The 26538-nt window shown below is 62.7% G+C and carries 19 protein-coding genes and 2 pseudogenes; 9 read left to right on the top strand and 12 right to left on the bottom strand.

Annotated elements, in window-relative coordinates:
* Window positions 1-32: 32 nt before the first annotated feature.
* The 6 genes from YWC_RS0113540 to YWC_RS0113565 form a co-directional block, all read right to left on the bottom strand.
* Window positions 33-440, bottom strand: a complete 408-nt coding sequence (locus tag YWC_RS0113540; RefSeq protein ID WP_027865871.1) for a PTS sugar transporter subunit IIA — start codon at window positions 438-440, stop codon at window positions 33-35.
* A gap of 1 nt (window position 441) precedes the next feature.
* The gene (gene gshB / locus YWC_RS0113545; protein WP_027865872.1) at window positions 442-1392 is read right to left on the bottom strand and encodes a glutathione synthase; all 951 of its coding nucleotides are present in this window, start codon (window positions 1390-1392) and stop codon (window positions 442-444) included.
* Between the two features lie 128 nt (window positions 1393-1520).
* Entirely contained in the window at window positions 1521-2822 is a 1302-nt protein-coding gene (gene gshA, locus YWC_RS0113550) for a glutamate--cysteine ligase (protein WP_027865873.1), read from the bottom strand.
* A gap of 141 nt (window positions 2823-2963) precedes the next feature.
* Window positions 2964-4364 (bottom strand): ammonium transporter, encoded by a 1401-nt coding sequence (gene amt / locus YWC_RS0113555; RefSeq protein ID WP_027865874.1) that lies wholly within the window; start codon window positions 4362-4364, stop codon window positions 2964-2966.
* Between the two features lie 11 nt (window positions 4365-4375).
* A complete protein-coding gene (gene glnK, locus YWC_RS0113560; protein ID WP_027865875.1) occupies window positions 4376-4714 on the bottom strand; it encodes a P-II family nitrogen regulator in 339 nt (112 codons plus the stop codon).
* A gap of 17 nt (window positions 4715-4731) precedes the next feature.
* On the bottom strand, window positions 4732-5463 hold the full coding sequence (locus tag YWC_RS0113565; protein ID WP_027865876.1) for a TorF family putative porin: 732 nt from the start codon (window positions 5461-5463) through the stop codon (window positions 4732-4734).
* Between the two features lie 298 nt (window positions 5464-5761).
* Between YWC_RS0113565 and YWC_RS29315 the strand changes: the two are divergent.
* Both YWC_RS29315 and YWC_RS0113575 read left to right on the top strand, forming a co-directional pair.
* Window positions 5762-5989 (top strand): annotated as a pseudogene (locus YWC_RS29315) (accessory factor UbiK family protein); the annotation flags it as partial.
* A 136-nt stretch (window positions 5990-6125) separates the two neighbouring features.
* Window positions 6126-8591 carry an adenosylcobalamin-dependent ribonucleoside-diphosphate reductase gene (locus YWC_RS0113575; protein ID WP_027865877.1) on the top strand — a complete coding sequence of 822 codons (2466 nt, stop codon included), beginning with the start codon at window positions 6126-6128 and terminating at the stop codon, window positions 8589-8591.
* Window positions 8592-8612: 21 nt separating this feature from the next.
* Here YWC_RS0113575 and YWC_RS0113580 read toward each other — a convergent pair whose 3' ends face one another.
* Window positions 8613-9095 carry a hypothetical protein gene (locus YWC_RS0113580; RefSeq protein ID WP_027865878.1) on the bottom strand — a complete coding sequence of 161 codons (483 nt, stop codon included), beginning with the start codon at window positions 9093-9095 and terminating at the stop codon, window positions 8613-8615.
* Window positions 9096-9269: 174 nt separating this feature from the next.
* Between YWC_RS0113580 and YWC_RS0113585 the strand changes: the two genes are divergently transcribed.
* Genes YWC_RS0113585 through YWC_RS0113595 form a run of 3 tightly spaced genes read left to right on the top strand, consistent with a single transcriptional unit; the run spans window position 9270 to window position 12601 of the window.
* A complete protein-coding gene (locus tag YWC_RS0113585) occupies window positions 9270-10547 on the top strand; it encodes an MFS transporter (RefSeq protein WP_027865879.1) in 1278 nt (425 codons plus the stop codon).
* Window positions 10544-12184, top strand: a complete 1641-nt coding sequence (locus tag YWC_RS0113590; protein WP_027865880.1) for a glycoside hydrolase family 43 protein — start codon at window positions 10544-10546, stop codon at window positions 12182-12184. The genes YWC_RS0113585 and YWC_RS0113590 overlap by 4 nt, the downstream gene beginning before the upstream one ends.
* A gap of 36 nt (window positions 12185-12220) precedes the next feature.
* On the top strand, window positions 12221-12601 hold the full coding sequence (locus YWC_RS0113595) for a SirB2 family protein (protein WP_027865881.1): 381 nt from the start codon (window positions 12221-12223) through the stop codon (window positions 12599-12601).
* Window positions 12602-12619: 18 nt separating this feature from the next.
* Here YWC_RS0113595 and YWC_RS0113600 read toward each other — a convergent pair whose 3' ends face one another.
* From YWC_RS0113600 to YWC_RS0113610, 3 genes are read right to left on the bottom strand one after another with little or no spacing between them, the layout of a single operon-like run.
* Window positions 12620-13027, bottom strand: coding sequence for a GNAT family N-acetyltransferase (locus YWC_RS0113600; protein WP_027865882.1), 408 nt, complete (start codon window positions 13025-13027; stop codon window positions 12620-12622).
* Between the two features lie 60 nt (window positions 13028-13087).
* On the bottom strand, window positions 13088-16669 hold the full coding sequence (locus YWC_RS0113605) for a M1 family aminopeptidase (RefSeq protein ID WP_027865883.1): 3582 nt from the start codon (window positions 16667-16669) through the stop codon (window positions 13088-13090).
* 10 nt (window positions 16670-16679) lie between these two features.
* Window positions 16680-17612, bottom strand: a complete 933-nt coding sequence (locus YWC_RS0113610; protein ID WP_027865884.1) for an ABC transporter ATP-binding protein — start codon at window positions 17610-17612, stop codon at window positions 16680-16682.
* A gap of 315 nt (window positions 17613-17927) precedes the next feature.
* Between YWC_RS0113610 and YWC_RS0113615 the strand changes: the two genes are divergently transcribed.
* The 4 genes and pseudogenes from YWC_RS0113615 (at window position 17928) to YWC_RS0113630 (ending at window position 22614) form a co-directional block, all read left to right on the top strand.
* Window positions 17928-18440 carry an adenine phosphoribosyltransferase gene (locus YWC_RS0113615; protein WP_051306441.1) on the top strand — a complete coding sequence of 171 codons (513 nt, stop codon included), beginning with the start codon at window positions 17928-17930 and terminating at the stop codon, window positions 18438-18440.
* 97 nt (window positions 18441-18537) lie between these two features.
* Window positions 18538-18648 (top strand): annotated as a pseudogene (locus tag YWC_RS34105) (magnesium chelatase domain-containing protein); the annotation flags it as partial.
* A 71-nt stretch (window positions 18649-18719) separates the two neighbouring features.
* A complete protein-coding gene (locus YWC_RS31600) occupies window positions 18720-20465 on the top strand; it encodes a recombinase family protein (protein WP_051306442.1) in 1746 nt (581 codons plus the stop codon).
* Window positions 20466-21705: 1240 nt separating this feature from the next.
* The gene (locus tag YWC_RS0113630; RefSeq protein ID WP_156923657.1) at window positions 21706-22614 is read left to right on the top strand and encodes a replication-relaxation family protein; all 909 of its coding nucleotides are present in this window, start codon (window positions 21706-21708) and stop codon (window positions 22612-22614) included.
* 771 nt (window positions 22615-23385) lie between these two features.
* Here the strand turns inward: YWC_RS0113630 and YWC_RS29330 are convergent.
* Window positions 23386-24645, bottom strand: a complete 1260-nt coding sequence (locus tag YWC_RS29330) for an ATP-binding domain-containing protein (RefSeq protein ID WP_036214316.1) — start codon at window positions 24643-24645, stop codon at window positions 23386-23388.
* Complete coding sequence (locus YWC_RS0113635) at window positions 24642-26429, bottom strand: ATP-dependent nuclease (protein ID WP_027865887.1); 1788 nt, start codon at window positions 26427-26429, stop codon at window positions 24642-24644. The genes YWC_RS29330 and YWC_RS0113635 overlap by 4 nt, the downstream gene beginning before the upstream one ends.
* Window positions 26430-26538: the final 109 nt, after the last annotated feature.

Genomic DNA, 26538 nt, shown 5'->3' on the forward strand with positions numbered 1-26538 from the left:
TTTATGCGCGTGGCCAAAAAGGGATGGGGTGTTCAGCTCGATCCGACGCGGATGCGGTTATCCACCCGCACCGCGCCGTTCTGGGCGCCGGCCAGGGCCATTTCCACGACCACGTCGAGGGTGTCGCGGCGGTAGGTGATCGCACGCAGCAGCATCGGCAGGCTGATGCCGGCGATGACTTCCACGTGGCCGGCGTCGGCCAGCGAGTTGCAGCAATTGGACGGGGTGCCGCCCTTGATGTCGGTGATGACCAGCACGCCGTCGCCCTCGTCCAGGCGCGCGATCGCCTCCTTGGCGAGGCAGTTCACCTCGTGCAGGTCCTGGTCGGCGGTCACGTCGATCGCCTCGAAGCGCTCGGTGGGGCCACGGAATACGTGGGCCACCGCGGAGATGAATGCCTGGCCCAGCGGAGCGTGGGTCATCAGCAGGATGCCTACCATGTCAGTGCTTCTCAGTTGCCTTGCGTTCGACCGCGTCGATGAACATCGCGGCCACGTCGAATCCGGTCTGGTCGGTGATCTCCTGGAAGCAGGTCGGGCTGGTGACGTTCACTTCGGTCAGGAAATCGCCGATCACGTCCAATCCTACCAGCAACAGGCCGCGCGCCGCCAGTTCCGGGCCGATGGCCTCGGCGATCTCGCGCTCGCGCGCGGTGATCGGCTGCGCCACGCCCAGGCCGCCGGCAGCCAGGTTGCCGCGCACTTCGTTGCCCTGGGGGATGCGCGCCAGCGTGAACGGCACCGGCCTGCCGTCAATCACGAGCACGCGCTTGTCGCCCTGCTTGATGGCGGGGATGAATTTCTGCGCCATGATCGTATGCTTGCCGTTGCCGGTCAGGGACTCGATCACCGAACCGAGGTTCATGCCGTCGTCCTTGACGCGGAAGATGCCGGCCCCGCCCATGCCGTCGAGCGGCTTGAAGATCACGTCGCCGTGCTTCTCGTGGAAGGCGCGCAGCCGCGCCGCGCTCGAGCTGACCAGGGTTGGCGAGGTGTACTGGCTGAACTGGCCGATGGTGAGCTTCTCGTTGTGGTCGCGGATCGCGCCCGGGCGGTTGAACACGCGCGCGCCCTGGCGCTCGGCCAGCTCCAGCAGGTAGGTGCCGTACACGTATTCCATGTCGAAGGGCGGATCCTTGCGCTCGATCACGGCATCGAAGAACGAGAGCTGCACGCTTTCGGGCCGGTCGGCGCGGTACCATTCATCGGCCTCGCCGGTGAGGTGGATGCGCGTGACGACCGCCGTCACCACGCCCTCTTCCAGCACCATGTCGCGCTGTTCGAAGGCGTAGATGGCGTGGCCGCGCCTGGCGGCTTCGCGCATCATCGCGAAAGTCGAATCCTTGTAGATCTTGAACGTGGAGAGCGGGTCGGCGAGAAAAGCGATTTTCATGGGGCATCCATGGCAGGAGATACCCCGATTTTAGCCGGAAACGCGAAAGCTCGCGGACGAGCCCCGCCGGAATGCCGTCCAGCTGGCCTGAAGCCCCCCATGCTACGAGGGTCAGGTGTGTTTTTGGATTAATACACTTCCGGATTCGGATCGGTGCGTTCGAGTTCGAGCGAGGCCGCCAGCAGGCCCAGGCGCGCTACCACGCCGTACACGTAGAAGCGGTTCGGCGCCGCCGTGCCCGGTTTGGCTTTCAGGTCCGGCACCGCGTGCTGCTGGGCGAAGGCCAGCGGCACGTACTGCGAGCCCGGCGCGTTCAGGTTCTGGTCGATGCCGCGTTCGGCGTGCACGCGGTAGAAGCCGCCCACCACGTAGCGGTCGATCATGTACACCACCGGCTCGGCCACCGCGTCGTTGATGGATTCGAAGGTCGGTACGCCTTCCTGCACGATCATGTCGGTGACGGCCACGCCATCCTTGATGACGGTCATCTTGTTGCGCTGGGCGCGGCTCAGGTCGCGCACCTCGCTGGCATCCTTCACCGTCATGACGCCCATGCCGTAGGTGCCGGCATCGGGCTTGACGATCACGAAGGGCTTCTGCTCCTTCATGCCGTATTCCTTGTACTTCTTCTTGATCTTCGAGAGCAGGGCCGAGACGGCATCCGCCAGCTGCTCGGTGCCGACGTCCTGCTGCAGGTCGATTTCGCCGACCTTGCTGTGCAGCGGGTTGACCAGCCAGGGGTCGATCTCGATCAGCTTGCCGAACTTCTTGGCCACTTCGTCGAACGCCTTGAAGTGGTTGCTCTTGCGGCGCAGCGCCCAGCCGGCGTGCAGCGGCGGCAGCAGCGACTGCTCGTGGATGTTTTCCAGGATAGCCGGGATGCCGCTCGAGAGGTCGTTGTTCAACAGGATGGTGCAGGGATCGAAATCGGCCAGGCCGACGCGGCGGCCGTTCGGCGAACGCACCAGCGGCTCCACCACCAGCATGTTGCCGTCAGGCAGCGCCAGCGGCGTCGGCTGGGTGACGTCCGGCGACAGCGAGCCGAGGCGCACATGCAGGCCGGTCTGGCGGAAGATCTGCATCAGGCGCGCCACGTTCTGCAGGTACATCGGGTTGCGCGTGTGGACTTCCGGGATCATCAGCAGGTTGCGTGCATCCGGGCAATACTTGTCGATCGCGGCCATGGCGGCCTGCACCGTCAGCGGCAGCATCTCGGTCGACAGGTTGTTGAAGCCGCCCGGGAACAGGTTGGTGTCGACCGGCGCCAGCTTGTAGCCAGCATTGCGCAGGTCTACCGAGCAATAGAACGGCGGCGTATGCTCCTGCCACTCGAGGCGGAACCAGCGTTCGATGGCGGGCGTGGCTTCGAGAATCTTCTTTTCCAGGTCCAGAAGGGGACCGGTCAGGGCGGTGGCGAGGTGCGGAACCATGGTGTGGACGTCCTAGTATTGGCTTATTCGAATTATATCGGTAGCCTTAGGTATGGACGAATATCCTTATTTAAAGTCCGCATACTTGCCGTAAACGCAAAAAGGCGCCCATGCGGGCGCCTTCCTTGGAACATCGCGCGCTTACAGGTGGTAAGCCGACTCCCCATGGCTGGTAATGTCCAGCCCTTCGCGCTCGGCATCGGCCGGCACGCGCAGGCCCACCACCACGTCCACCAGCTTGAAGGCGATGAAGGCCACCAGCGCCGACCACACGATGGTCACGCCGACCGCCTCGGCCTGCACCAGCAGCTGTCCGGCGATCGAGTAGTCCGGCGAGGCCTTGTTGGCGACGTAGTCCCAGACGCCCTGCCCGCCCAGCTGCGGCGCCGCGAACACGCCGGTCAGCAGCGCGCCCAGGATGCCGCCCACGCCGTGCACGCCGAACACGTCGAGCGAGTCGTCGGCGCCCAGCAGGCGTTTCAGGCCGGTCACGCCCCACAGGCAGACCACGCCGGCCAGCAGGCCCATCACCAGCGCGCCCATCGGACCGACGAAGCCGGCGCCCGGGGTGATCGCCACCAGGCCCGAGACCGCGCCCGACACCGCGCCCAGCAGCGAAGGCTTGCGCTTGAAGGCCCACTCGCCGAACATCCACGACACGGCCGCCGCGGCGGTCGCCAGCAGGGTGTTGATGAAGGCCAGCGCGGCCACGTCGCCCGCTTCCAGCGCCGAGCCGGCGTTGAAGCCGAACCAGCCCACCCACAGCAGCGAGGCGCCGATCATGGTCATGGTCAGCGAGTGCGGAGCCATCGACTCGCGGCCCAGGCCGATGCGCTTGCCGATCACATATGCGCCGACCAGGCCGGCCACCGCCGCATTGATGTGCACCACGGTGCCGCCGGCGAAGTCGAGCGCGCCGTGCTGCCACAGGAAGCCGGCATTCTCGGTGACGCTCGCCAGGCTGGCGGCATCGGAAATCGCATCCGGGCCGGCCCAGAACCAGACCATGTGCGCCACCGGCAGGTAGCCGAAGGTGAACCAGATCACCATGAACAGCAGCACCGCCGAGAAGCGCACGCGTTCGGCGAAGGCGCCGACGATCAGGCCGCAGGTGATGGCGGCGAAGGTGCCCTGGAAGGCCACGAAGATGAACTCGGGGATCATGGTCTCCTTGCTGAAGGTGGCGGCCTGGCTGAAGGTGCCGGCCGCGGCGTCATAGATCCCGTTCAGGAACACGCGGTCGAAGCCGCCGATGAAGGCATTGCCCTGGGTGAAGGCCAGCGAGTAACCGTACAGGCACCACAGGACGATGATCAGCGAGAACACCATGAACACCTGCATCAGCACCGACAGCATGTTCTTGGCGCGCACCAGGCCGCCGTAGAACAGCGCCAGGCCCGGGATCGACATCATGATGACGAGCAGCGTGGCGACGAACATCCACGCGGTGTCGCCCTTGTTGACGGTGGGCGCGGCGAGCGCCGGCAGCGCCAGGCCGGCGGCAGCTGCGCCGGCGAGGACTTTGGTAACGGTATGCTTCATTCGGCTTCCCCTTAGAGTGCGTCGTTGCCGGTCTCGCCGGTACGGATACGGATGACCTGGTTGAGGTCGGCCACGAAAATCTTGCCGTCACCGATCTTGCCGGTGCGGGCAGCGCCCGAGATGGCGTCGATCACCTGCTCGACCACGGCGTCGTCGACGGCCGCTTCGATCTTGATCTTCGGGAGGAAGTCGACCACGTACTCCGCGCCGCGATACAGCTCGGTGTGGCCTTTCTGGCGGCCGAAGCCCTTCACTTCGGTCACGGTCATGCCCTGTACGTTGATCTCCGACAGCGCTTCGCGGACTTCGTCCAGCTTGAAGGGCTTGATGATGGCGGTAATCATTTTCATGGTATTGCCTCGCTATTTCAGAAAGTTTTGGACACGCTCAGCACGGCTGCCGACTTGCCCAGGTTTTCGCCTTCCGGGCTCAGGTAGGCCTTGGTATTGCCCTTGACCCAGGCCAGCGACACGGTCGCCACGCCGAAGTCCTTGCTCAAGCCGACCTTGTAGTCGGTGTACGAGAAAGCGCTGTTGTTGTTCACTTCCTGGCGCCCCGCGTGCAGGTTCAGGAACACGCCCTCGTAGACGTCGATGTCGGCGCCCAGGTCCAGGTAGCCGCTGCGCTTGCTGTTGGCGGTGCCGAACAGGTTGGTGGTCGAGTGCGAATACTTGACGTAGGCCGGACCGAAGCCCAGGCGCGCGTACAGTTCGAAGGTGTTGGCGCGCGGGCTCAGGTCGTTCGACGGATACCAGTAATACAGGCCGCCGACATCATAGGTGAGGTTCTCGCTCAGGTTGCCGCGCTTGCCGCCGTAGACGTCCCATTCGATGTCGCCGTCGCCGCCGAGGTCTTTCGTCCATTTGATGGTGGACAGCCAGGTGCCCACGTACAGGCCGGTCGGGCCGTGCACGTAGTCGACGCCGCCCTGCAGCGCCGGATCCAACCGGGTTTGCGACAGGCCGCGGTAACGGTAGTCGCTGGTGATGGCGGCGTTGTAGCTGATTTGATGCTCAGGAGCAGCTTCTTGCGCAAACGCAGGAACACTCGACAAGGCCAGCACGGCCAGGCTTGCTGCTGCAATGGTGTTGCACTTCATGACATTCCCCTTATTTTCAACAGCTGCGTTCGACGGCTGAACCGTGGCGCGGGCTGTTGCGGTTTACAATCTGGTTTGCTACACGCCTGCCAACTCTTTAGCAGGATGTGTGCCAGCTTGAAAAAACCACCGAAAGGGCGACGGAGTGCTGCTGGAATGCTTGTTTTCTCAGCCATCCGCCCCATTTGCGATTCGAATAACGGGGGAAACCCTTGCGCCAGGCATCCGCCGCGGCGCGGCGCACCAAAAGCGGAGTGCAACGCACTGTCGTGGTGCAGTGCGATCCGACTGAAAGGAAATGGACATGAACAGCTTCTTCAATGACATCCAGGGCAAGATCAACCAGGCGCTGGAAAGCTCGCCGGCCAAGGACATCGAGAAAAACGTCAAGGCGATGATGACCCAGGGCTTCTCGAAGCTCGACCTGGTCACCCGCGAAGAGTTCGACATCCAGGCCCAGGTGCTGGCCAAGACCCGCGCCAAGCTCGAAGCGCTCGAGCTGCGCGTGGTGGAGCTGGAAGCGCGCTTGGCCGCGCAGGGCGGCACCGTCAGCACGGCGGCTTCCTCCACGGCAGCCGCCCCGGCCGCCGGCGATGCGCTCCCCGGCGCCACCGATCCGTCCGCGCCGCACGTCATCCTCGACAAGCCCTGAATCCCGCGCCATGAACGCGGTCGACCAGCCGGCAGGCGCTGCGATGGCGCCGCAGGAGGTCTCGCTCGACGTCCTGCGCGAGAAATACGCGAAGGGTGAGGAAAGCAGCATCCTCGACGTGCGCCGGCGCGTGGCGCGCGCCCTGGCGGCGCTCGAACCGGAGCACCTGCGCGACGAACTCGAGGCGCGCTTCCTCTGGGCCCAGGAACAGGGTTTCGTTCCGGCCGGGCGCATCAACTCGGCCGCCGGCCTGGGACTGCAGGCCACCCTCATCAACTGCTTCGTCCAGCCGGTGGGCGACTCCATCTCCGGCCTGGATGACGGTTTGCCGGGCATCTATACCGCCCTGCTTGAAGCCGCCGAGACCATGCGCCGCGGCGGCGGCGTCGGCTACGACTTCAGCGCGATCCGCCCGATGGGCAGCAAGGTCCACGGCACCCGCTCGCGCGCCTCGGGACCGGTCTCGTACATGGAAGTGTTCGACGCCTCCTGCCGCACGGTGGAATCGGCCGGCGCCCGGCGCGGCGCCCAGATGGGCGTGCTGCGCATCGACCATCCCGACATCGAACGCTTCATCGCCGCCAAGGACGACGGCGGGCTCACCAACTTCAACATCTCGGTCGGCGTCACCGACGCCTTCATGCGCGCGGTGGAAAGCGACGAGCTGTTCGAGCTCGTGCACCGCGCCGAGCCGGGCATTGAAGATGCGGCCAATGCGTACCGCCGCGAGGACGGGCTCTGGGTCTATCGCCAGATCCGTGCGCGCGAACTGTGGGACCGGATCATCGCCTCGACCTACGACCACGCCGAGCCGGGCGTGCTGTTCGTCGACCGCATGAATCTTGAGAACAACCTCTGGTACGCAGAAGAGCTGCGCGCCACCAATCCCTGCGGCGAGCAGCCCCTGCCGAGCTACGGCTGCTGCGACCTCGGTTCGGTCAACCTCACGGCCTTCGTGCTGGACCCGTTCGGCGCCGATCCGCAATTCGATTTCGAGCGCATGTGCGAAGTGGCCTCGGTCGGCGTGCGCATGCTCGACCTGGTGCTGGACGCGACCGAATGGCCGCTGCCGCAGCAGGCCGCCGAGTCAAGGGACAAGCGCCGCATCGGCCTCGGCTTCCTGGGACTGGGCAGCGCCCTCGTCATGCTGGGGCTGCGCTACGACTCCGATGAAGGACGGTCCATGGCGGCGCGCATCGCCGAGACGCTGCGCGACGCCGCCTACGCGACCTCGGTCGCGCTGGCGCGCGAGAAAGGCGCTTTTCCGCTGTTCGACGCGAAGCAGTACCTGGACGGCCAGTTCGTCGAACGCCTGCCCGACTGGCTGCGCGACGCGATCCGCAGCTACGGCATCCGCAACTCGCACCTGCTGTCGATCGCGCCGACCGGCACCATTTCGCTGGCCTTCGCCGACAATGCCTCGAACGGCATCGAACCGCCCTATTCCTGGACCTACCAGCGCAAGAAGCGCATGCCCGACGGCGCCATGCGCAGCTACGACGTCGAGGACCATGCCTGGCGCCTGTACCGCCAGATGGGGCACGACATGGCGTCGCTGCCGCCGCAATTCGTGACGGCGCTCGAGATGCGCGCGATCGACCACCTGCGCATGGTGCAGGCGGTCCAGCCTTTCATCGACACCGCGATCTCGAAGACCGTCAACGTGCCGGAAGACTATCCCTTCGAGGATTTCCGCGACCTGTACAGCCAGGCCTGGCATGCGGGCCTGAAGGGGCTGGCGACCTACCGTCCGAACGCGGTGCTGGGCAGCGTGCTGTCGACGGCGCCGCAAGCGCCACAGGCCTCCCAGCCGGACGAGGACCCGCTGCAGAAGCGCTTCGAGCGCCGCCCGCTGGGCGAACTGGAGTCGGTCACGTCCAAGATCGAATACTCGACCCAGGAAGGCCGCAAGACCGCCTATCTCACCGTCAGCTTCATCCGCGCCGACGGCACCCAGGAAGGCCGCAAGGTGACGGTGGAGCGGCCCTTCGAATTCTTCATGCCATCGAACCAGCGCACCGGCGGCCAGCAGTGGATCACGGCTTCGATGCGCCTGCTGTCGATGGTGGCGCGCGCCGGCGGACCGATCGCGCGGGCGCTGGCCGACATGCGCGACGTGGTCTGGGAAAAAGGCCCGGTGCGCTGCGGCTACCTCACCCGCGAGGACGGCACCCAGGTGCCGGTCTACCACGATTCGGAAGTGGCGGCGATCGCCTTCATGCTGCAGCGCGTGCTGATCCGGCGCGGCTTCCTGGACGCCTGGGGCAACCAGGTGCCGGTGCCGGAGCTGGCGCGCCGCTTCGCCAGCCGCGGCGAGGGCGTGGCGCTCGAGGCCGAACCGCAGCCCCCGACCAGCTCGGGCGCCCTGCCCGCGGTCAGCGGCGCCAGGTGCCCGGAATGCGGCGCGCGGGCGCTGCGCAAGGTGGACGGCTGCACCCGCTGCGACGAGTGCCACTACGTCGGGGAATGCGGCTGAGATCCGCGCAGCAGGTCGGTGTTACCGGTAGCTGCGCGCGACAATGACCCTTTCCTGGTAATCGTCGAGATAGCGCCGGGTCGCAACGCGCCATGCATCCTGGCTGGCGATGAGCCTGGCCGCTTTGGCTTGCACCGCGTCGGCGAGTTGCGCATGCACCGCAGCGACATGGCTGGTCGCCGCGTCGCGCTGGGCGGGCGTCATGGCGCCGAACAGGTCGGCGGGAATGTGTTTGTAAGCGGCTTCCGGGCCGAGTGAGTCCATGAGGCGGCGATGGCACTCGCGCCAGCTCCGGATGGCCTTCGCGGTGTTTCGCTGCATTGCGCTCGACGCGGACTCGCTGGGCAGCCTTGGCACCGCGCAGACGGCGCCGGCCAGTTCGGCCCCGGCATAGCCCGAGGTCCAGTAGGTGAGCGCCGCCTCGCGCGCGGCATCGGCCGGGGCCTGCGCTGCGGCGCTGCTCCCGGCTGCCGCCAGAACGAGTATGCCGACCAGTTTCTTCATGGTGTCTCCTTGATAATGAGTCCTTGCAGGGACAGCATATGCGGCACTTGCCATTCCGGCAAATGCGAGCCGCATGGAATCGATTCCCCGGCATCGCGGGCCAGAAAGTTTGCGCTAACATTTCGCTGAAATAATGTGATATGGTTGGCAACCCAACATAATGGTTGCGCAAACATGTTCACTCGAAAGATCAAAGGACTGCGCTGGTGGATGATCGGCCTGGTCATGCTGGGGGCGGTCATCAACTACCTGACCCGCAGCTCGCTGGCCGTCGCGGCGCCCACCCTGCTGAAGGAACTGGACATCAGCACCGCCGAATACTCGTACATCACGGCGGCCTTCCAGGGCGCGATCATGCTGCAGCCGCTGTGCGGCTATGTGCTGGACGTGATCGGCCTGAAGTTCGGCTATGCGATGTTCGCGGTGGCCTGGTCGATCATCTGCATGCTGCACGGCTTCGCCACCAACTGGCAGACGCTGGCCGTGCTGCGCGGCTTGCTGGGACTGGCGGAAGGCTCGGCCAACCCGGCCGGGATGAAGGCGGTATCCGAATGGTTTCCGGCCAAGGAGCGCGGCATGGCTGGCGGCATCTACAACATCGGCGCCTCGTTCGGCTCGATGCTGGCGCCGCCGCTGGTGGTGTGGGCCATCCTGCATTACAACTGGCAGTCCGCCTTCGTCATCACCGGCGCGCTCGGCCTGGTGTGGGTGGCGATCTGGCTGCTGCTCTACGATGCGCCGGCGCGCCACCGGCGCTTATCAAAAAGCGAGGCGCAGCATATCGCCGCCGGCCAGGAGCAGCACCTGGAGGGCGACGGCAAGCGCCCTTCCGTGTCCAGCATCATCAGGCAGCGCAACTTCTGGGGTATCGCGCTGCCGCGCTTTCTCGCCGACCCGGCCTGGGGCACGCTGGCGTTCTGGGTACCCCTGTACCTGACCACGGTGCGCGGCTTCGACCTGAAGCAGATCGCCATGTTCGCCTGGCTGCCCTTCCTCGCCGCGGACCTGGGCTGCCTGTTCGGCCCCACCGTGGTGCTGTGGCTGCAGAAGCGCGGGGTGCGCCTGATCAACGCGCGGCGCGGCGCCTTCACGCTGGGGGCGATCATGATGATGGGCGTGGCGTTTGTCGGTTTCGTGGACGACGCCTATGCGGCGATCGCCCTGCTCAGCCTTGCCGGCTTCGCGCACCAGACCCTGTCGGTCACCGTGATCACCATGTCCTCCGACCTGTTTCGCCGCAACGAAGTGGCCACCGTGGCCGGCATGTGCGGCACCTTCGGCAACCTGGGCCTCCTGATCTTCTCGCTCCTGATTGGCGGCCTGATGAGCAGCGTGGGCTACACGCCCTTCTTCGTCAGCCTGGCGGTGCTGGACCTGGTCGCCGCCGTGCTCCTCTGGACCCTGGTGCGCGAGCCCGCGCGCGCCGACCTTCCCGTCAAGGAAACAGCATGATCCAGAACCCGATCCTGCCCGGCTTCAACCCCGACCCGTCGATCGTGCGCGTGGGCGAGGATTACTACATCGCCACTTCCACCTTCGAGTGGTACCCGGGCGTGCAGATCCACCATTCGCGCGACCTGGCCAACTGGCGGCTAGCAAGCCGCCCGCTGGCGCGCGCCAGCCAGCTGAACATGCTCGGCGCGCCCGACTCCTGCGGCGTGTGGGCACCCTGCCTCACGTATGCCGACGGCCTGTTCTGGCTGATCTACACCGACGTCAAGCGCTACGGCCGCACCTCCACCGGCGGCGCGACCGGGAGCGCCTCCTTGCGCGACTTCCACAACTACCTGGTCACCAGCCCCAGCATCGACGGTCCCTGGTCGGACCCGGTGTACCTGAACAGCAGCGGCTTCGATCCTTCCCTGTTCCACGACGACGACGGGCGCAAATACCTGCTCAACCAGCTGTGGGACCACCGCCCCGGCGGCAACCGCTTCGCCGGCATCGTGCTGCAGGAGTATTCGGTCGAGGAGCGCAAGCTGGTCGGACAGCGCGAAAACATCTTCAAGGGCACGGCACACGGCCTGACCGAGGCGCCGCACCTGTACAGGCGCGCAGGCTACTACTACCTGCTGACCGCGGAAGGCGGCACCGGCTGGAACCATGGCGTGACGATGGCGCGCTCGCGCAGCTTGCGCGGGCCCTACGAGCTGCATCCGGACGTGACCATCCTCAGCGCGCGCAACCGGCCGGACGCGCCGCTGCAGCGCGCCGGCCACGCGGACCTGGTGGATACGCCTGACGGCGACACCTGGATGGTCTACCTGTGCGGCCGTCCGCTGCGCAACCGCGGCACCTGCACGCTCGGACGCGAGACGGCGATCCAGCCGATGCTCTGGGGCGAGGACGGCTGGCTGCGCACCCGCGACGGCCGCGGCACGCCCGAGTTGCAGGCGGAGGCGCCGCAACTGGCGCAGCATCGCTTCCCGCTCGAACCGGTGCGCGAAGATTTCGACGGCTCGCAGCTGCCGCTCGCCTTCCAGTGGCTGCGCACTCCGTGGCCAGATGAGATTTTCAGCCTGGACGCCCGCCCGGGCCACCTGCGCCTGTTCGGCCGCGAATCCATCGGCAGCCAGTTCCGCCAGGCCCTGATGGCGCGCAGGCAGACTGCGCATTGCTACAGCGCCGGCACGGTAGTCGAGTTCGAACCGCAGCACTACCAGCAGGCGGCAGGCCTGGTGTGCTACTACGGCGCGGCCAAGTTCCATTACCTGTACCTGAGCCACGACGAGGACATGGGCAAGCACCTGCGCGTGATGAGCAGCCTGCCGAACCATATGCAGTCCGATGCCTTCAGCGCGCCGATTCCCGTGCCGGCCGGCGTGCCCGTGGAGCTGCGCGTCGAAGTCGACGAAGAGCGGCTGCTGTTCGGCTATCGCCTGCCCGGAGGTGAATGGCAATGGCTGCCGCAGGGCTTCGATGCCAGCATCCTGTCGGACGAGGCATCGGCGCCCGGGCAGCCCAATTTCACCGGGGCCTTCGTGGGCGTGGCCTGCCAGGACATGGCCGGAACAGGCCTGCATGCCGATTTCGACTGGTTCGATTATTCCGAACGTCCGCTCGTGGCCGACCCACGCGCCGAAACCTGAGGCATACTGCGCAGGTTGCCAACTCATGAACCTGCCATGCCTTACATCGCACTCAAGCACCTGCACGTCACCTTCGTGGCCCTGAGCGGCCTGCTGTTCCTGGTCCGCGGCATCTGGATGCTGCGCGCCTCGCCGAACCTGGAGCAGCGCTGGGCCAGGATCGTGCCGCACATCGTCGACACCCTGCTGCTCGCCAGCGCCATCGGCCTGGCGGTGGTGAGCCATCAGTATCCGGGACAGATGCCATGGCTGACGGCCAAGGTGGTGGGCCTGGTGGCCTACATCGTGCTCGGCACCATTGCGCTCAAGCGCGGCCGGACCCAGGGCGTGCGCACCGCGGCTTTTGTGGGCGCACTGGCCTGCTTCGCCTATATCGTGGCGGTGGCGGTGACGAAGAACCCGCTGGTGATCGCCTGAGGATTTCGCCGGACGCGTTCAATGCTCGCTGCCCGCGTAGATCCACATCGGCTCGGTCTTGCCGGCCCGCTCGAAGCCCAGCGCCTTGTAGAAGTCGATCGCCGCCCCGTCGGCGGTCAGCATCATCTGGTGGAAGCCCGCATACCGGTCCAGCAGGGCTTGCATCATCAGGCGCCCGACGCCCTTTCCCTGCTGCGCGGGATGCACCAGCATGTGGGGAAAGTAGACGACCAGGTGGCCGTCCGAAATCGCGTTGCCGAGTCCGACCAGCTCGCCCTCGATACGCGCCGTCACCAGCGCATGCGAGTTTCGGAGCGCGGCCATCAGCCGCACCGGCTTCTCCGCCGACGACCAGCCGTTGGCGCGGTAAAGCCGGATCACCTCGTCCTGTTCGAGCTGGTCCGCGAATGACACTGTAATGTCCATGCTGTCCTTGTTCTGGTTACCAGAGAAGGGCTGCGCGCCCATCGCGCGTCAGCCCTACCCTCAGTCGACGCTGACCGCCTTGCGGTTGTCGCGCGACACACGGTCGATCATCTTGTTGTACGGGTCGACCCCGACCTCGAAAGGCTTCTCCTTGACCGTGACGGTCACGACCGGCTTGTCGCCCTTGAGCATGCGCTTTTCCAGCAGCAGCACCCGCTCGTCCTGCTCCTTGGCGCCGGGGGCACGGGCGAACACGCCGATCTCCACCGGTTCGTCGTAGGCGCGCAGCGTTTCCTTGCCGCGGCCGTCGGCTTCCATCTTCGCCAGGTGCAGCTGCATGGTCACGTCCCACTGGCCGTCGGCACGCTTGACCGCCTTCGCATCAATGACGCGGTTATCGTAGAAGACGATCTTCTCGAACAGGTCGGCGATCAGGGCATGCTTGTCCGCCGGCGCTTCGGCGCGGATATAGTCGAGCAGCTCGGCGGAGGTGGTAAACGGCGACTCCTGGTAGCCCTTGTCCTCCAGGTACCGCTTCAGCGCGCGGTTCAGCGCCGCCTCGCCGATCTCGTCGCGCAGCCGGTAGAACACCAGGCTGCCCTTGCGGTAATGGATGTAGTCCTGGTTCTCCACCCGGTACAAGGGCAGCTCCTCGATCCGCTCGCTGCCGCGCGAGCTGAGGTAACGATCGAGCTCATAGCGCAGGAAGCGGCGCATCTGGTGGCGTCCATATTCCTTTTCCATCACCATCAGCGCCGAGTACTGGGACAGCGACTCGATCAGCATGCTCGCGCCCTGCACGTTGGCGGCGGTTACCTGGTGGCCCCACCACTGGTGCGCCATTTCGTGCGCGGTCACGTAGAACACGTAGTCGATGGCCTCCTTGTCGCGCAGGTCGGCGATGAAACCAATCGACTCCGAGAACGGGATGGTGTTGGCGAACGACTGGGCGAAGCTCTGGTAATTGGGGAACTCCAGGATACGCACCTGCTTGTGCTGGTAGGGCGTGAACTGGGTAGTGAAGTAGTCCAGTGACTTGCGGGTGGCCATGATCATGCGGTCCACGTTGTACGCATGCTTGCGGTCGTGGTAGACCTCGATCGGGATGCCGCGCCAGTCGCCCTTCTTCACCTGCCAGTCGGCCGAGAGATAGGCGAAGAACGGCATCATCTTCTGGTCCATCTTGTACTGGTAGTAGTTGCGGCCGTTTTCCTTCCACGACTTCTGCAGGTAGCCCGGCGCCAGCGCGATCTGGTCGCCGCTGGTCGAGACCGTGGTGTCGAAACTGATCCAGTCCGCCTCCGGTCCGAACATCGAGTGCTGGCGCGCCGCCGTGTTTTCCAGCTTCGCCATGCGCTCGGGTTCGCCCAGGCCGCGCTTGCGGCGTTCATTGCGGTCCTGCAGTTCAGCGCCCGGCTGGTAGCCCAGCTGCGGGAAGAAGGCGCGGTTGTTGAAGAAGGTCCCGTTCAGGTTGATCACATCGGCGTCGCCATTGTTCGAGAAGCCGGGACGGCGGACGTCGACGGTGAATTCCAGCGGCAGACGCGCGCCGGGCGGCAATGGCTGCGCCAGCTTCAGGATGCTGAAGCCGGCCTCCTTGTCGTTCACCAGTACCTCGTGGGCGGGCAGCTCTCCCCAGGTGGTCACGACGTCGGGGTTGACCTGCAGCGGCAGCGAGTCCACCGGCTTGCCGGTCTTGTTCTCCAATATGTAGCTGCCCCGGATCATGACGCGGCGCTGTTCCGGGTAGATGTCCACTGCGGCGCGCACATCGGTCACCTTGGCGTGCGGCAGGTCCTTGTACTGGCGATAGGACTTCTCGTACCGGGCCTGCTTGTCCATCCGGGCATCGCCCGCCTCATACCTGGCCAGGGTATTGGTGTTGTGGAAGATCCATCCGCCCAGCGCGGCGACCCCGAGGATGCAGGCCGCCAGCGCCACGCCGGCACCGCCTTTCAGGCGCCGCCCCGCTTCGCGCACGCGCTCGCGCCACGCAAACGACAGGCCGCGCACCCAGAAGGCCTGGGCCACAATCAGCAGCGCGACGGTGAACAGGCTCCAGTACGCGGCGAACCAGGCCCACCCTTCGATGAAGTGGCCGAAGCCGTTCATGTCGGAGTACGGGGTGCGCGGCAGGCCGGCGAAGTCGTACAGGTTGTGCTCGAAGTGCAGGACGTTGGCCACGAGCTGGAACACGATCAAGAGGATCACCAGCAGGTAGCCGATGAACTTGTTGTTCGACACGACCTGCAGCACCACCGCAAACAATCCCAGCAGCACGAAGGGAAGCCCGCCGATCAGCATGCCCTTCAGGTAGACCATCGGTTCGACCGGCGCGCCGCCCTTGAACAGCTGGATGACGATCGCGGCCAGCACACCGGTGAGCAGGAAGGCCAGCACCACGCCCACCAGGGCCAGGCTCTTGGCCACCAGCGGCGCCCAGTTCGGCATCGGCATGGCATCGCTCACGTCGGCGATCCTGGCCTGGCGTTCCTTGAAGATCAACTCGCCCGCGTAGAAGGTGACGATGATGAGCAGCATGAAGGTGAAGCTGCCGTTGAGCAGTTCGACCATCAGGTGGGTCATCGGATACACGGTGGTGCCGAAGATCTCGCCCATCTGGCTCGCCGCGCCTACCAGGTTGAGCACGCTGAACAGCAGCATGACCAGGAAGGGCACGCTCTTGAACACGGCGGCGGCATCGAAGGCGAGGATGTGCCAGCACTGGATCCAGCGCGTGGCGGCCCCGAAACCCGGCTCGATGCGCGGCAGTTTTACATGTGCCGGCGCCTGCGCGGCCTGGGGCAGCGCCTTGGCCTTGCCGAACAGGCGCTTGCCGGTGCCGGCGCGCTGCGGCTTGAACAGCGCCAGCGTCAGGCCGAACAGCACCAGCGCGACCGTGCTCCACAGCAGCCGGTTGGCCAACACGTAACCGCCGATCTCCGGCAGGCCCGCGTTGCGCTCGGCTGCGGAATAGTAGCGCGTGGCGCGCGCCAGCGCCCTGCCGCCGAACGGATCGGACAGGACGGCGATCCACTCGTTGTTGATGTCCGAGGTGAAGTTACCGGCAACGACATACAGCACCAGGAAGGCCAGCACGCCGACATACACCAGCATGATCGAACGCGTGGTCGCGGCCAGCAGCATCAGGAGGGCGCCGATCAGGAGCAGGTTCGGCAGCACCAGCACGGCCAGTCCCCACAGGTAGGCGTGGCCCGGGAAGGGGCCCACGCGCTGCGTATCGACCCAGGGCATCAGGGGACCGAGCATCATGCCCACGAGGATGCCGGCGAAGATGACCAGGCAGGCCAGCAGGCCGGCGGCGAAGCGGCCGACCAGGTAGTCGCGCTTTTTCATGGGCGTCGCGAACAGCATGTCGGAAATGCCGACTTCGCTGTCGCGCAGCACGGAGCCGGAGATGAAGATGGTGACGACGAACATCGACATCAGGCTGAAGACGCCGAGCATCTGGGCGACCACGACCGGCGCATTGCGGTTGACGTTGCCGATGGCGCCGCCGACCTGGATCGCATCGGTGGTGGAAGCGCCGAAGGCCAGCGCGCCGAAGATCAGCGCGCAGACCCAGAGCAGCGGCTGGCGCAGCTGGGTCGCCAGTTCGAACATGAAGAATTCCCTCAACATGGCCCTCCCCTTACGCCGCGACGGTGGGTGTGGCCACGGCTGCCGGCGCTGCCGCGCTGGCGGCCGGCGCCGCGCGGCCGGCATTGCGGATCTGCAGGAAGTACACGTCTTCGAGATCCGGCTCGACGCTGACAAAGCCATCGTCGGGCTGGGACTCGGCAAAGACGTTGATCTGCGGGCGGCCGGCCACCAGGCGGGTAGACAGCACGTTGAATCGCTCCTGGTAAAGCGCCAGCTCGTCCTGGCTGACGGTGCGGCGCCAGACGTGGTTCCTGAGGGTCTCGATGGCCGCCTGCGGTTCGCCCTGCAGCAGCACGGTTCCCCTGGCGATCATGGCCATGCGCGGACACAGGTCGGTGACGTCCTCGACGATGTGGGTGGACAGGATCACGACCACCTGCTCGCCGATCTTGGCCAGCAGGTTCAGGAAGCGGTTGCGTTCATCCGGATCGAGGCCGGCGGTAGGCTCGTCGACGATCACCAGGCGCGGCGCGCCGAGCAGCGCCTGGGCGATGCCGAAGCGCTGGCGCATGCCGCCCGAATAGGTGCCGAGTGCGCGCTTGCGCGCGTCCCAGAGATTGGTCTGCTGCAGCAGCGCTTCGACCGCTTCCTTGCGCTCGCCCTTGCCGGTCAGCCCCTTGAGGACGGCGAAGTGGCTCAGCAGCCGTTCGGCACTCACCTTCTGGTAGACGCCGAAGTCCTGGGGCAGGTAGCCGAGCTGGCGGCGCAACCCTTCCTTGTCCTTCAGGACGTCGAGGCCGTGGAAATGGATGCTTCCGCTATCGGGATCCTGCAGCGTGGCGATGGTGCGCATCAGCGAGGACTTGCCGGCGCCGTTCGGCCCCAGCAGCCCGAACATTCCGTTGGGGATGTCGAGGCTGACATCGTTGATGGCCTTGACGCCATTGGCATAGGTCTTGTTGAGCTGCTTGATCGATAGCATCTGCTGGTTCTCCAGGTTCCGTTGAATGGTTCGCTGCCTTGACGTCCATGAGACAAGACAAATATTGCCGTGAAGATAATGTACAGATACCAGAAAGCAATGCCAGACTTTTTACGACCAAGGACTGGAAACAGGGGACGAATGACGTTTTTTTGTCATAAGCGAACATCGAAAAGACGGCTTTGATTCAGGCTGCATAAGCATTCGCGCCACGCCCCGCGCATGCCATGCGAACGAGGGCCGCGCTGCCTTTGCCCAGACCGGCGATAATCATCGTTCGCGACCCCATTCGCCTCACCTACACAAGCACTTCACATGAACAACTTTAACGATGTTCCACTGGAATTCTTCCAGGATTACCCGGAACCGGGCGTCAATTTCATCGACGTCGGCTGCATTTTCGACAACCCGGAACATTGGCGCCTCGCCATCGACACCCTGCACGCGCAGACCGACGACTTGCACTTCGACTTCATCCTGGCCATGGACGCGCGCGGATTCATGATTGCCGGCGCGCTCGCTTTGGAGCACAAGGTCGGCTTCGCCATGGCGCGCAAGGCAGGTAAATTGCCCGGCAAATCGATCAGCATCGATTACAAGCGCGAATACGGCAGCGCGACCATCGAGATCCAGCCAGAGCGGATCAAGGGCCAGCGGGTGCTGATCGTCGACGACGTGCTGGCCACCGGCGGCACCATCGAAGCGGCAGCGTCCCTGCTGCGCCAGATCGGCAAAGAGGTGGTCGGTGCGGCCGCCCTGTTCGACATCGCATTCTTCAAGGACAAGCGCGCGCTGACCATGCCCGTCGTGACCCTGCGCGACGTCTGACCTGCAGGTACTGAATCAGCGCACGCTTGGGTGTGCTCAACGAAGCGTCTGCGAAGCGGTGCGACCATCCTGCGAGTCCCTACTTGCCAGGAAACCCATGAGTCTCGCCGTGTTACGAAGCCGCGCCCTCGCCGGCATGGACGCGCCCGCGGTCAACGTCGAAGTCCACCTGGCCAACGGCCTCCCCGCCTTTACCATGGTGGGGTTATAATGGCACCACTCAAACCAACTTAAAAACAGCAGATTTCCAACATTGGTATCTGCCTGTTCTATAGCCAAATGCCAAGCCACACGCTCAAAGTCGACGTCCATGCGGACTCTGCCCCAAGACCGATTGCGTACAGCTACGTCCGATTTTCGACGGCCAAACAGGAACTCGGGGACTCGCTTCGCCGGCAAGTCGCGATGGCCGAAGAGTATTGCGCGAAACACAACCTTGACCTGCACCCGGTCTCATACCGTGACCTGGGCGTGTCGGCATTCAAACGCAAGAACGTTGAGAAGGGGGCACTGGCGGCCTTTATCGACGCAGTTAAGTCAGGAAAGGTGCCAAGGGGCAGCTACCTGGTAGTTGAACAGTTCGACCGGCTGTCCAGGGCCGACGTCGACATGGCGGTGAAGTTACTGCTCGACCTTGTGCATAGCGGAATCGTGCTGGTGACCCTCGTCGATGAGAAGATTTGGAACCGGGAGACCATTAAGGACATTGGCAACCTCATCCTCGCAATCGTGTTCATGTCGCGTGCGAATAATGAGAGTGCGATGAAAGCCGACCGTCTCAGTAAAATCTGGGGACAAAAGCAACTGAAAGCCGGCCAACCGGGCACGCGTATTGTGACAAGCGAGTGTCCGCGCTGGCTCCTTCCTAACGACGACAAAACGGGATTTATCGTCAGAGATGAGCGCGTCGAGAGCATTCGGCGAGTATTCGAAATGCGCATCGGCGGCTTCGGTATCGTGTCAATAGTGAACCGGGCCAATAAAGAGAAGTGGCCCGTGCCTGGCAGCGGCGACAGTTGGCACACATCGCTAGTCGGCCGCCTGCTGCACAACCGCTCTCTCCTGGGCGAATACCACCCCCACAAAATGGACGACAACGGCCAACGTGTTCCAGTGGGTGACCCGGTACTTGGCTACTTCCCTGTTGTGCTTGACGAGCAGACATTCCTGCGAGCTCAGGCTGTAGCTGACCGTAAGGGCCAGTTCCCGGGCCGGCGCGATGCAAGTCTCAAGAACTGGCTTCAAGGCCTGTTGAGGTGCAGCTGCGGCCAATCATTTGTACGTAAAAACAAGCAGTCGTCGAAACAACCCGGGTACGCACGCTATTACTGCACGGCACGCAATCGTGGCCTAACCGACTGCCCGTCCTTGGGCGCCACCGAGATTGAAGGCACAATCATCAGCGCTGTATCTCAGATAGCACCGCAATTCTGGAATGGTACCGCACGGCTAGAGGAGTTAACCGGCCTCGCCGATGTCCAAGAAGTTGACTTACGCGCCGCTAAGGAAAAGAGCAACCGATTTGCCGAGGCAATCGGAAGTTCAAAGGCGCCGATTGCGTCGTTGATGCAGCGCCTGACGGCGGCCGAGGCAGAGGTAGAAACGGCTGAGAAGGCCCTGGCTGCGACGCGTGCAGAGATGTCGGAATTAAGCGGCGATAGCGAGTCGGTGTTTGCAAATATTGTTGACGCAATCAAGAACGTTAACTCTTTAGATGCTCGCGCCGCCCTACGAGAAGAATTGTCACGAGTGCTTTTGAAGTGCGTCGTCGATGCGGAAGCACGAGTTGTTGACATGTACATCCGCGGCGACAGCCAGCCTATTCAGGTGCCACTCGGGAACAAACAGGATGTGTCTGAAATCTCCCATGAGTCGTACATCAAAAGCGGCGGCTCTAAAATTCACATTACACCTGAAAGAGCACCGGTAATGGCCGGGCTGACGTTCACGCTACAGCAGCCCGAGGACTATGAAGCGTATTTGGCATCCCTGCCTGGAGATGACGTACGCCCTGACGAATCATAATCCAGCGTCAATGTAGGCGGAGCGGAGCCGGGGGCAGGCCAGCCAAATTTACTCGGAGGGCACCCTGCGGTGAATCACCTGGTGCCTCTCCGAGCAACAGTGTCCACACAAAAAACGAACGCAGGCTGTGCGTCCGCGTTCGCCAGCCCCTCCGCAGCGCCGCTGCATCATGGAGACCCCAGGGCGCAATGCCCACCTTGTATAGCAACCTGTGCGAAGGAGCACCCTCCCCTGCTGTTGCCAGGTAGCGATGCGGTGCAGGAACCAGTGCAGCCGAAAACTCGCGTTTGGAAAAACAACGCCGCCTTGGCAAACGCTACCTCCAAGTCACCTCCGCACTAAATGTAAGAGCCATCCGCCCTTGCTAGCACGAGCACGGCTGGCACTCGGTCTGTGTCGCAGCAGTAGCATCCACCGCATCCACTACCGCACATCGTACGCGCACCAGGGAGCATCGTCCTTGATATCAAATAGGCGGTTGGCGTCCGCAGCAAGGGGTAAGTGCTGTTGGCCAGAGTGTGCGGCTCAGGGGGCGTCGCAGAACTCGCGGTGCGTGCACATCGTTTCGACGTAGCGGCTCGGTCGCTGGCGCAGCTGGCGAGCGGGTTGAGCGGCTGCCCGGGGGTTGGCGCGTCGACGTAGCGGTTCGTGCGCCGGCGGAGCTGGCGCAGGGGCTAAGCGGCAGGACTGTGATTCACCGCGTCGACCCAGCGGTTCGTGCGCCGGCGAAGCTGGGGCACGGATTGAGCGGCACGCCAAGTTGTTGTGCCGGTACGCGGAGGTCGGTCCTGCGTCCGCGGAGCGGGCGCGGGGCCGGTCGGAGTGCCAGGCATTGTACAGAGTCCGCAGCTCGTTCACGTGTCCGCGGCAGCGGGAACGGGAGCGGGCGGAGTGCCAGTGTGCCTGCATCAACTCTGCGCATTCACGCATACAAATTCTGTGCAAGCCCCGGGGTCGTATTACAGCGCCAGCCTGCTGAACACCGGGACGCCCCCGGTTTTGCAAATAGCATATTCCCCGGCGAGAGGGCTTCGGCGCGTCGCAGCCTAATCGCTAGCAACGCTCAGGTGAAATACTTGGCCAACCCGTTTTTCAGACGTTATTTCATGCGCCGAAGGGGGCGCCGAAGTCCACGCCAAAGCCCGCGCCGAAGGGCTTAGTCACAACTACTCGAGTAGTAGCTATACGTAGCAGACTGACCGCAAGTCGAACACCCAAAAATAACAAAAACGGAGCGACTATGAGCACTACAAACACCCCTAGCCGTGGCCTCGACAATCGTATCAAACTGCGTCTGAACCAAGAGAAGGTTCTCGTTTCTCTTCATCGGTTTGGATGGCTGCCCGTACGCCAAGTACACCTCGCCTGCTGGCCAACCGAAGCGACTCCCCGCAACGCCCAACGCTATCTGGCGCAGTTGCTCGAGCTGGGCCAAGTCCAATTTAAGGTTGGCCCGGACGGTAGCCGCGTCTATGCCCTGACTCTAAAAGGAGCTCGCCGTCTGCGCAATGAGCTCGGACTTAAGGCCACGTATGACAAAGACTTCGCAGGCCGTGCGATGCCGTCGTATCACCATCGTTGCCTCGCGAACGAGGTAGCATTCGCCTGGACGAAGCTGAACGGTCCTGCGGCAGGCTACTACACAGAACATGAAATCGCGGCCGGCCGGGCCCCGGTCACGTCAGCACCGAAGCTTATGTCTGACCCTTGTGGCAAGGTTCCCGATGGGCTCCTGACCTGCGAGTTCGCAGTCGACGAAAACAACACATACGCCACTTGGTACGGATGGGTTGAAGTCGAGTACAGCGATAAGCCCAAGCCTGCGCACCAGCATATGGTACGCGCCCTGTGCGATGTCATCGGCTATGGAAAGTCACCGTGGGAAATCGGGTCGGCCGGCGCTATGCAGTTCGCTGTAGTTGTCTGCCCTCATGTTCGCCAAGAGTACAAATTGGTCGAAGGTGTTCTGGAGTTTTTGAGCCAGAACTCGCAAAACTACAACGTGCTGCGTATCGTGAACAACCTCAATATCTGGCGCCCAGGTGCCGAAGAAGGCATCCCACTCCGCATGTGGATGGACGACAAACCCGACATGCTCGCGCTGCGTCACCAGCTGAAGTTGTGGTGGCCAGCGCTGCCAAAGCCCTGAAAGATAGCCCGGCGGAACAAGTCTCACTAAGCAGGCTGTGCAAGTGCTGGCCCCCCCCCCGCTTCCCTGCCTCAATTGCCCAGCCAGATAACCTGGATGGCTGTGCGACCATTCGCTCGCAATACCAACTAGCCGGCCCTTCCATTGGCCATTTGTCGGGGCCGAATTTGAAGCGCCATGGAGCGCAGCTAGACGCCGACGACTTCTACCAGACCTGTGGGTCGCGAATGGCCGCACCGAACCCACTTCTTGCCCGCTTTTCATAGCCTTCCATATGCTAGGAATTAGAGGGCCTTTACACGTTAGTTATGTACGCCAAGGGGGAGCAAGATTAGACAAGTCGAGAATCTTTGACTTGGGCTGCTTTGAGCTGCGCCGCTTTTGGGCGGTCGCCTTCTGCCGGGCTCGGTACTCCCGCGCCGCTGAGGCATTCGCAGACTTTTTCTCGTCTATAGTCATGTGTTGTAAAGGCCGCCCTACCGCCCTTTTTTCTGTTGACATGATGACTCTACTTTGGTGTTGAAGAAGTCTTGTTTAGCGAGACAAGTTATATGATGCGTCGTCATCCACGACGTACTGGCGCTCATCCAGACAGGGGGAGTAGAGGCTCGTTGAATTTCGATGACGCGTCATATTTATACGCATATAAAAATGACGCGTCATCGAAATTCAACGCAAAAAGAATGGGGCAGGATTTTGGCTGCGGTTGCACAAAAAACAATTCTCGCACAGAAATCGTCCCTCCGGCTGAGTTCCGGCAAGACATAACTTCTAAACGAAAGGTGGTTGCCTCAGGGCCGCTGCCGCTTGGACTAGCACTACGCACTGCCGTTTTGCGCGTGTTACTGCGTTATAGAGCAACCGACGCTTCTGCTCATCATCCCCTCCAGTAGCTGCTGGCCATAGGACGACCACATGGTCGAATTCCCTGTTCTTTGCTCCGTGCACAGTCATAGCGACGTGCGAACTATCTCGGCGTACGAAGCTATGTTTCCGAGCGGTGAAACACCGGGTGATGGCACCCACAACCTCGTCCTTGGAGAATTCGAGCCGTCCTTTAGTGCGGCGCTGCCTGCTTAGCCAGGCACTGACCTCGCTGTGCACGCGGATGTCGTCTCCGGCCGTGATGACTCTAAGGACATCAGGTACGCTCATTCTTTCATGTAATACGGCATTTGCAATGTATTCCTCCATGGCTTTGTTGTCAGAACGCTCCCATCGAACTGCATATGGGCCGTTTCCTTTCGTATTCGTTCTAGTGCCAACCCATGCAACTACATCACCTGCGAACTTGTTTGCTGTCGTCGTAATGACAGCAACCCGCCGGCCGCGCGCCCAAGCGATGGCATTGGCGACGTAGCTGCCTGCCAGACCTGAATTAGAAGTTTGGAAGATTCGGAAGGCGCCCTCAGCCATTGGGCCCCGCCCTTGACGAATCGCACTAGCTGCAGTGAGAAGCTGAGCAATGTTTGTCCGCTTTGGCTCAATCAGTTCAATCCCCCCACAGACGGTTTCTAGCCACTGCACGGTCGGGTTGGGTCGTAAGTCCTCATTGAGGCACTGGAACTCATCTGCGGCTACCAGAAGCGTTACGTGCATCGCCAGATTTTGAACGATGTTCAACCGCTCTTGGCTCAAGTCTTGTGCCTCGTCCAAGATAACGATTGGGTAGGTTGCGGCAACCCATTTGGCAACGAAGGCGTGTGCGAGAAGCTTGGAAGCTGCGTCGCAGACCTGGTCATAGGCATCCGCTCCGGGAGGGGCAATACCTAACGCAGCAAGGAGCGACCGCCATCGAGTAACAATCTTTAAAGCAAAGCTATCCAGGACCACGCACTCATACTTGCGTGCGAGCGGGCCCAAAGCTGAGAGGCGCTCATCCAAGCGGCGCCGGGAGCCGTGCATGAAGGTAAGGGCCAAAACTTGTTGCCCAGCCTGCAGTGGGGACGTGTTCAACGTCTCTATTAAGGTAGACATAAGGCGATGCGTTTTACCGCATCCAGCGCCACCGCTAAAGAAGTGAATACTCATCGATTGAACACCCAAATACCGTCCCCGTCCTGTTTGAAGTTGTCGGTCTCCACACCTTTACATGCCGCCGTTATCGCGCTGAAAAGCTGCGCAGCCCGGACGCGACAGGCATAGTTGTTTGCAATGACATCCGCAACAGTCTCGTAAGCCACCAGGTCGACCTTTTTTGTCTTCAGATAATCTACAGCTTCGTTGACTGACCGGGGCGCCGGCACCCTCATCTCAGCCAGGCCGCCGACAGTCCCTATAGCGTCAGCCTCAAGAATCCATCCCACAACATCCTCTACCATTCCGCCATCATCCCAGCGCAAGATTGCCTTTGGCTTCCGGTCCAATGCTTGCAGCGTCTTGATGTATCCAAGCCCGGCTTTGTCACCGTCAACCAAGCACACGACGGAGTCATGCACTCTGCTCAGTGTTTTATAGGTCTCGATGACCTTCGCATCCTCTGTAGGTATTAGGCCAACGTCCAGGCCAAACTGGTGGTCCGTATCCACCTGCCAGTCCTGAGCAAGCATCAGAGGCCTTAGGATGATGCGCAGCAGGTAGAAGTCCGCACGGCCTTCGGGGACCAGTACTACGCCATGCATGAGGGCAGAAAGAACCTCAACGCGCATCTGCTGAAAGGTCTTTCGCTCCCATGCTGTAGATGTAGCATTTAAAGGCGCAGAAAGGAACGGCTCTGCCGTGAGTACGCCCTTGTCATTGCGGAGTAGAAGAACCGACGTGGGGTCGGCAGCAGCTGCCACCGACGCAGAATGAGTGGTGACGAAGGTCTGTGTCGAGAGTGCCTGAACCCGGTGTAAAAGCTGATTCTGTGTTCCAGGAGCTACGTGAATTTCGGGCTCCTCTAACGCCATGATGAAACCGTCTCCCGCCTCTGCGCGAGTGCGCCCTAGCTCCAGCAGCAGCATCAGACCTTGCAGCGATATGAGTCCACTCCCCTGCCTGGACGCGGGCACGCTCTGACCCCCAGGTGTAGAAAAGTGTGCAGCAATGGCCTCGAGGACGGATTTGCTATCGGTGTTCGTTAGCCGTAGCTGTAACTCGGGTGCGTCGGGTAAGCACTTTGCGAGTTCTTTGTTCACATTGGATATCAGGGGCGCAATTTGAGCATCAAGTTCGATTGGCTGCTCCGGGTTTCGCAGCCGTTCCCGTTCAGCCAAGATAGCAGATGCAGGCTGGGCGGCTGAGACTTGGATGGTTCTCCTAAAAAGCTCGCTCCCCCATGACAACACCTTCTCCCATGTCCGGTTTGCTCGAACAAGGAAATAGCCGAACTGCTGGATTAACTTGCCCGGGACCTGCACCGGCACATCACCATCAAACGGGTCGATTGGATTGTCGTCATCGTGAAAGTACCGGACAAACTCTACGCAAAGAGTCTCGCTATCGAAGTAGGCCTGTGCGGCAATCTGGCAGCAGAGAACCCATTCATCACTCTTCTGTATTGGATGGACGACCCCGGTGCTTTCATCCAACCACTTTGGAACAGCTCTGCCGTCTCTAAACCAGTCAGAGTGCCTGTCCGGGTCATTCTCGGCGAAACCAACTATGGTCGCCACCAGCTTTATGCGGTCTGCTGGCTGCGGACTTGACCCGAAAAAGTCATGCTCGGTTAGCTCGCGAATGAGTTTATCGCGCCCCAACAACAGCGTTAACGCCTCAATGATGGTGCTCTTGCCGGTGTTGTTCGCACCCACTAGTACAGTGTGCTGCTTGAAGTGTACGACCCCACTTTGAATTCCTCTGAAGTTCTCCAATGCTAGGGTTGCAACGCGCATCGCACTCTTCCTCTATCGATAACAGTAGGTCGCAGTCTACACACATGATGCAATTTAACAATATGTCATTGGCTTCAATATTACGTGGCGTCACGACAGCGGCGGACGC

It is taken from the genome of Massilia alkalitolerans DSM 17462 (assembly GCF_000427785.1).
Classification (GTDB): domain Bacteria; phylum Pseudomonadota; class Gammaproteobacteria; order Burkholderiales; family Burkholderiaceae_D; genus Telluria; species Telluria alkalitolerans.

What these genes read in the sequence shown, in the direction of transcription:
- YWC_RS0113540 (WP_027865871.1), bottom strand. Translation starts at nt 440, where the DNA reads ATGGTAGGCATCCTGCTGATGACCCACGCTCCGCTGGGCCAGGCATTC.
- gshB (WP_027865872.1), bottom strand. Translation starts at nt 1,392, where the DNA reads ATGAAAATCGCTTTTCTCGCCGACCCGCTCTCCACGTTCAAGATCTAC.
- gshA (WP_027865873.1), bottom strand. Translation starts at nt 2,822, where the DNA reads ATGGTTCCGCACCTCGCCACCGCCCTGACCGGTCCCCTTCTGGACCTG.
- amt (WP_027865874.1), bottom strand. Translation starts at nt 4,364, where the DNA reads ATGAAGCATACCGTTACCAAAGTCCTCGCCGGCGCAGCTGCCGCCGGC.
- glnK (WP_027865875.1), bottom strand. Translation starts at nt 4,714, where the DNA reads ATGAAAATGATTACCGCCATCATCAAGCCCTTCAAGCTGGACGAAGTC.
- YWC_RS0113565 (WP_027865876.1), bottom strand. Translation starts at nt 5,463, where the DNA reads ATGAAGTGCAACACCATTGCAGCAGCAAGCCTGGCCGTGCTGGCCTTG.
- YWC_RS0113575 (WP_027865877.1), top strand. Translation starts at nt 6,126, where the DNA reads ATGAACGCGGTCGACCAGCCGGCAGGCGCTGCGATGGCGCCGCAGGAG.
- YWC_RS0113580 (WP_027865878.1), bottom strand. Translation starts at nt 9,095, where the DNA reads ATGAAGAAACTGGTCGGCATACTCGTTCTGGCGGCAGCCGGGAGCAGC.
- YWC_RS0113585 (WP_027865879.1), top strand. Translation starts at nt 9,270, where the DNA reads ATGTTCACTCGAAAGATCAAAGGACTGCGCTGGTGGATGATCGGCCTG.
- YWC_RS0113590 (WP_027865880.1), top strand. Translation starts at nt 10,544, where the DNA reads ATGATCCAGAACCCGATCCTGCCCGGCTTCAACCCCGACCCGTCGATC.
- YWC_RS0113595 (WP_027865881.1), top strand. Translation starts at nt 12,221, where the DNA reads ATGCCTTACATCGCACTCAAGCACCTGCACGTCACCTTCGTGGCCCTG.
- YWC_RS0113600 (WP_027865882.1), bottom strand. Translation starts at nt 13,027, where the DNA reads ATGGACATTACAGTGTCATTCGCGGACCAGCTCGAACAGGACGAGGTG.
- YWC_RS0113605 (WP_027865883.1), bottom strand. Translation starts at nt 16,669, where the DNA reads ATGTTGAGGGAATTCTTCATGTTCGAACTGGCGACCCAGCTGCGCCAG.
- YWC_RS0113610 (WP_027865884.1), bottom strand. Translation starts at nt 17,612, where the DNA reads ATGCTATCGATCAAGCAGCTCAACAAGACCTATGCCAATGGCGTCAAG.
- YWC_RS0113615 (WP_051306441.1), top strand. Translation starts at nt 17,928, where the DNA reads ATGAACAACTTTAACGATGTTCCACTGGAATTCTTCCAGGATTACCCG.
- YWC_RS31600 (WP_051306442.1), top strand. Translation starts at nt 18,720, where the DNA reads ATGCCAAGCCACACGCTCAAAGTCGACGTCCATGCGGACTCTGCCCCA.
- YWC_RS0113630 (WP_156923657.1), top strand. Translation starts at nt 21,706, where the DNA reads ATGAGCACTACAAACACCCCTAGCCGTGGCCTCGACAATCGTATCAAA.
- YWC_RS29330 (WP_036214316.1), bottom strand. Translation starts at nt 24,645, where the DNA reads ATGAGTATTCACTTCTTTAGCGGTGGCGCTGGATGCGGTAAAACGCAT.
- YWC_RS0113635 (WP_027865887.1), bottom strand. Translation starts at nt 26,429, where the DNA reads ATGCGCGTTGCAACCCTAGCATTGGAGAACTTCAGAGGAATTCAAAGT.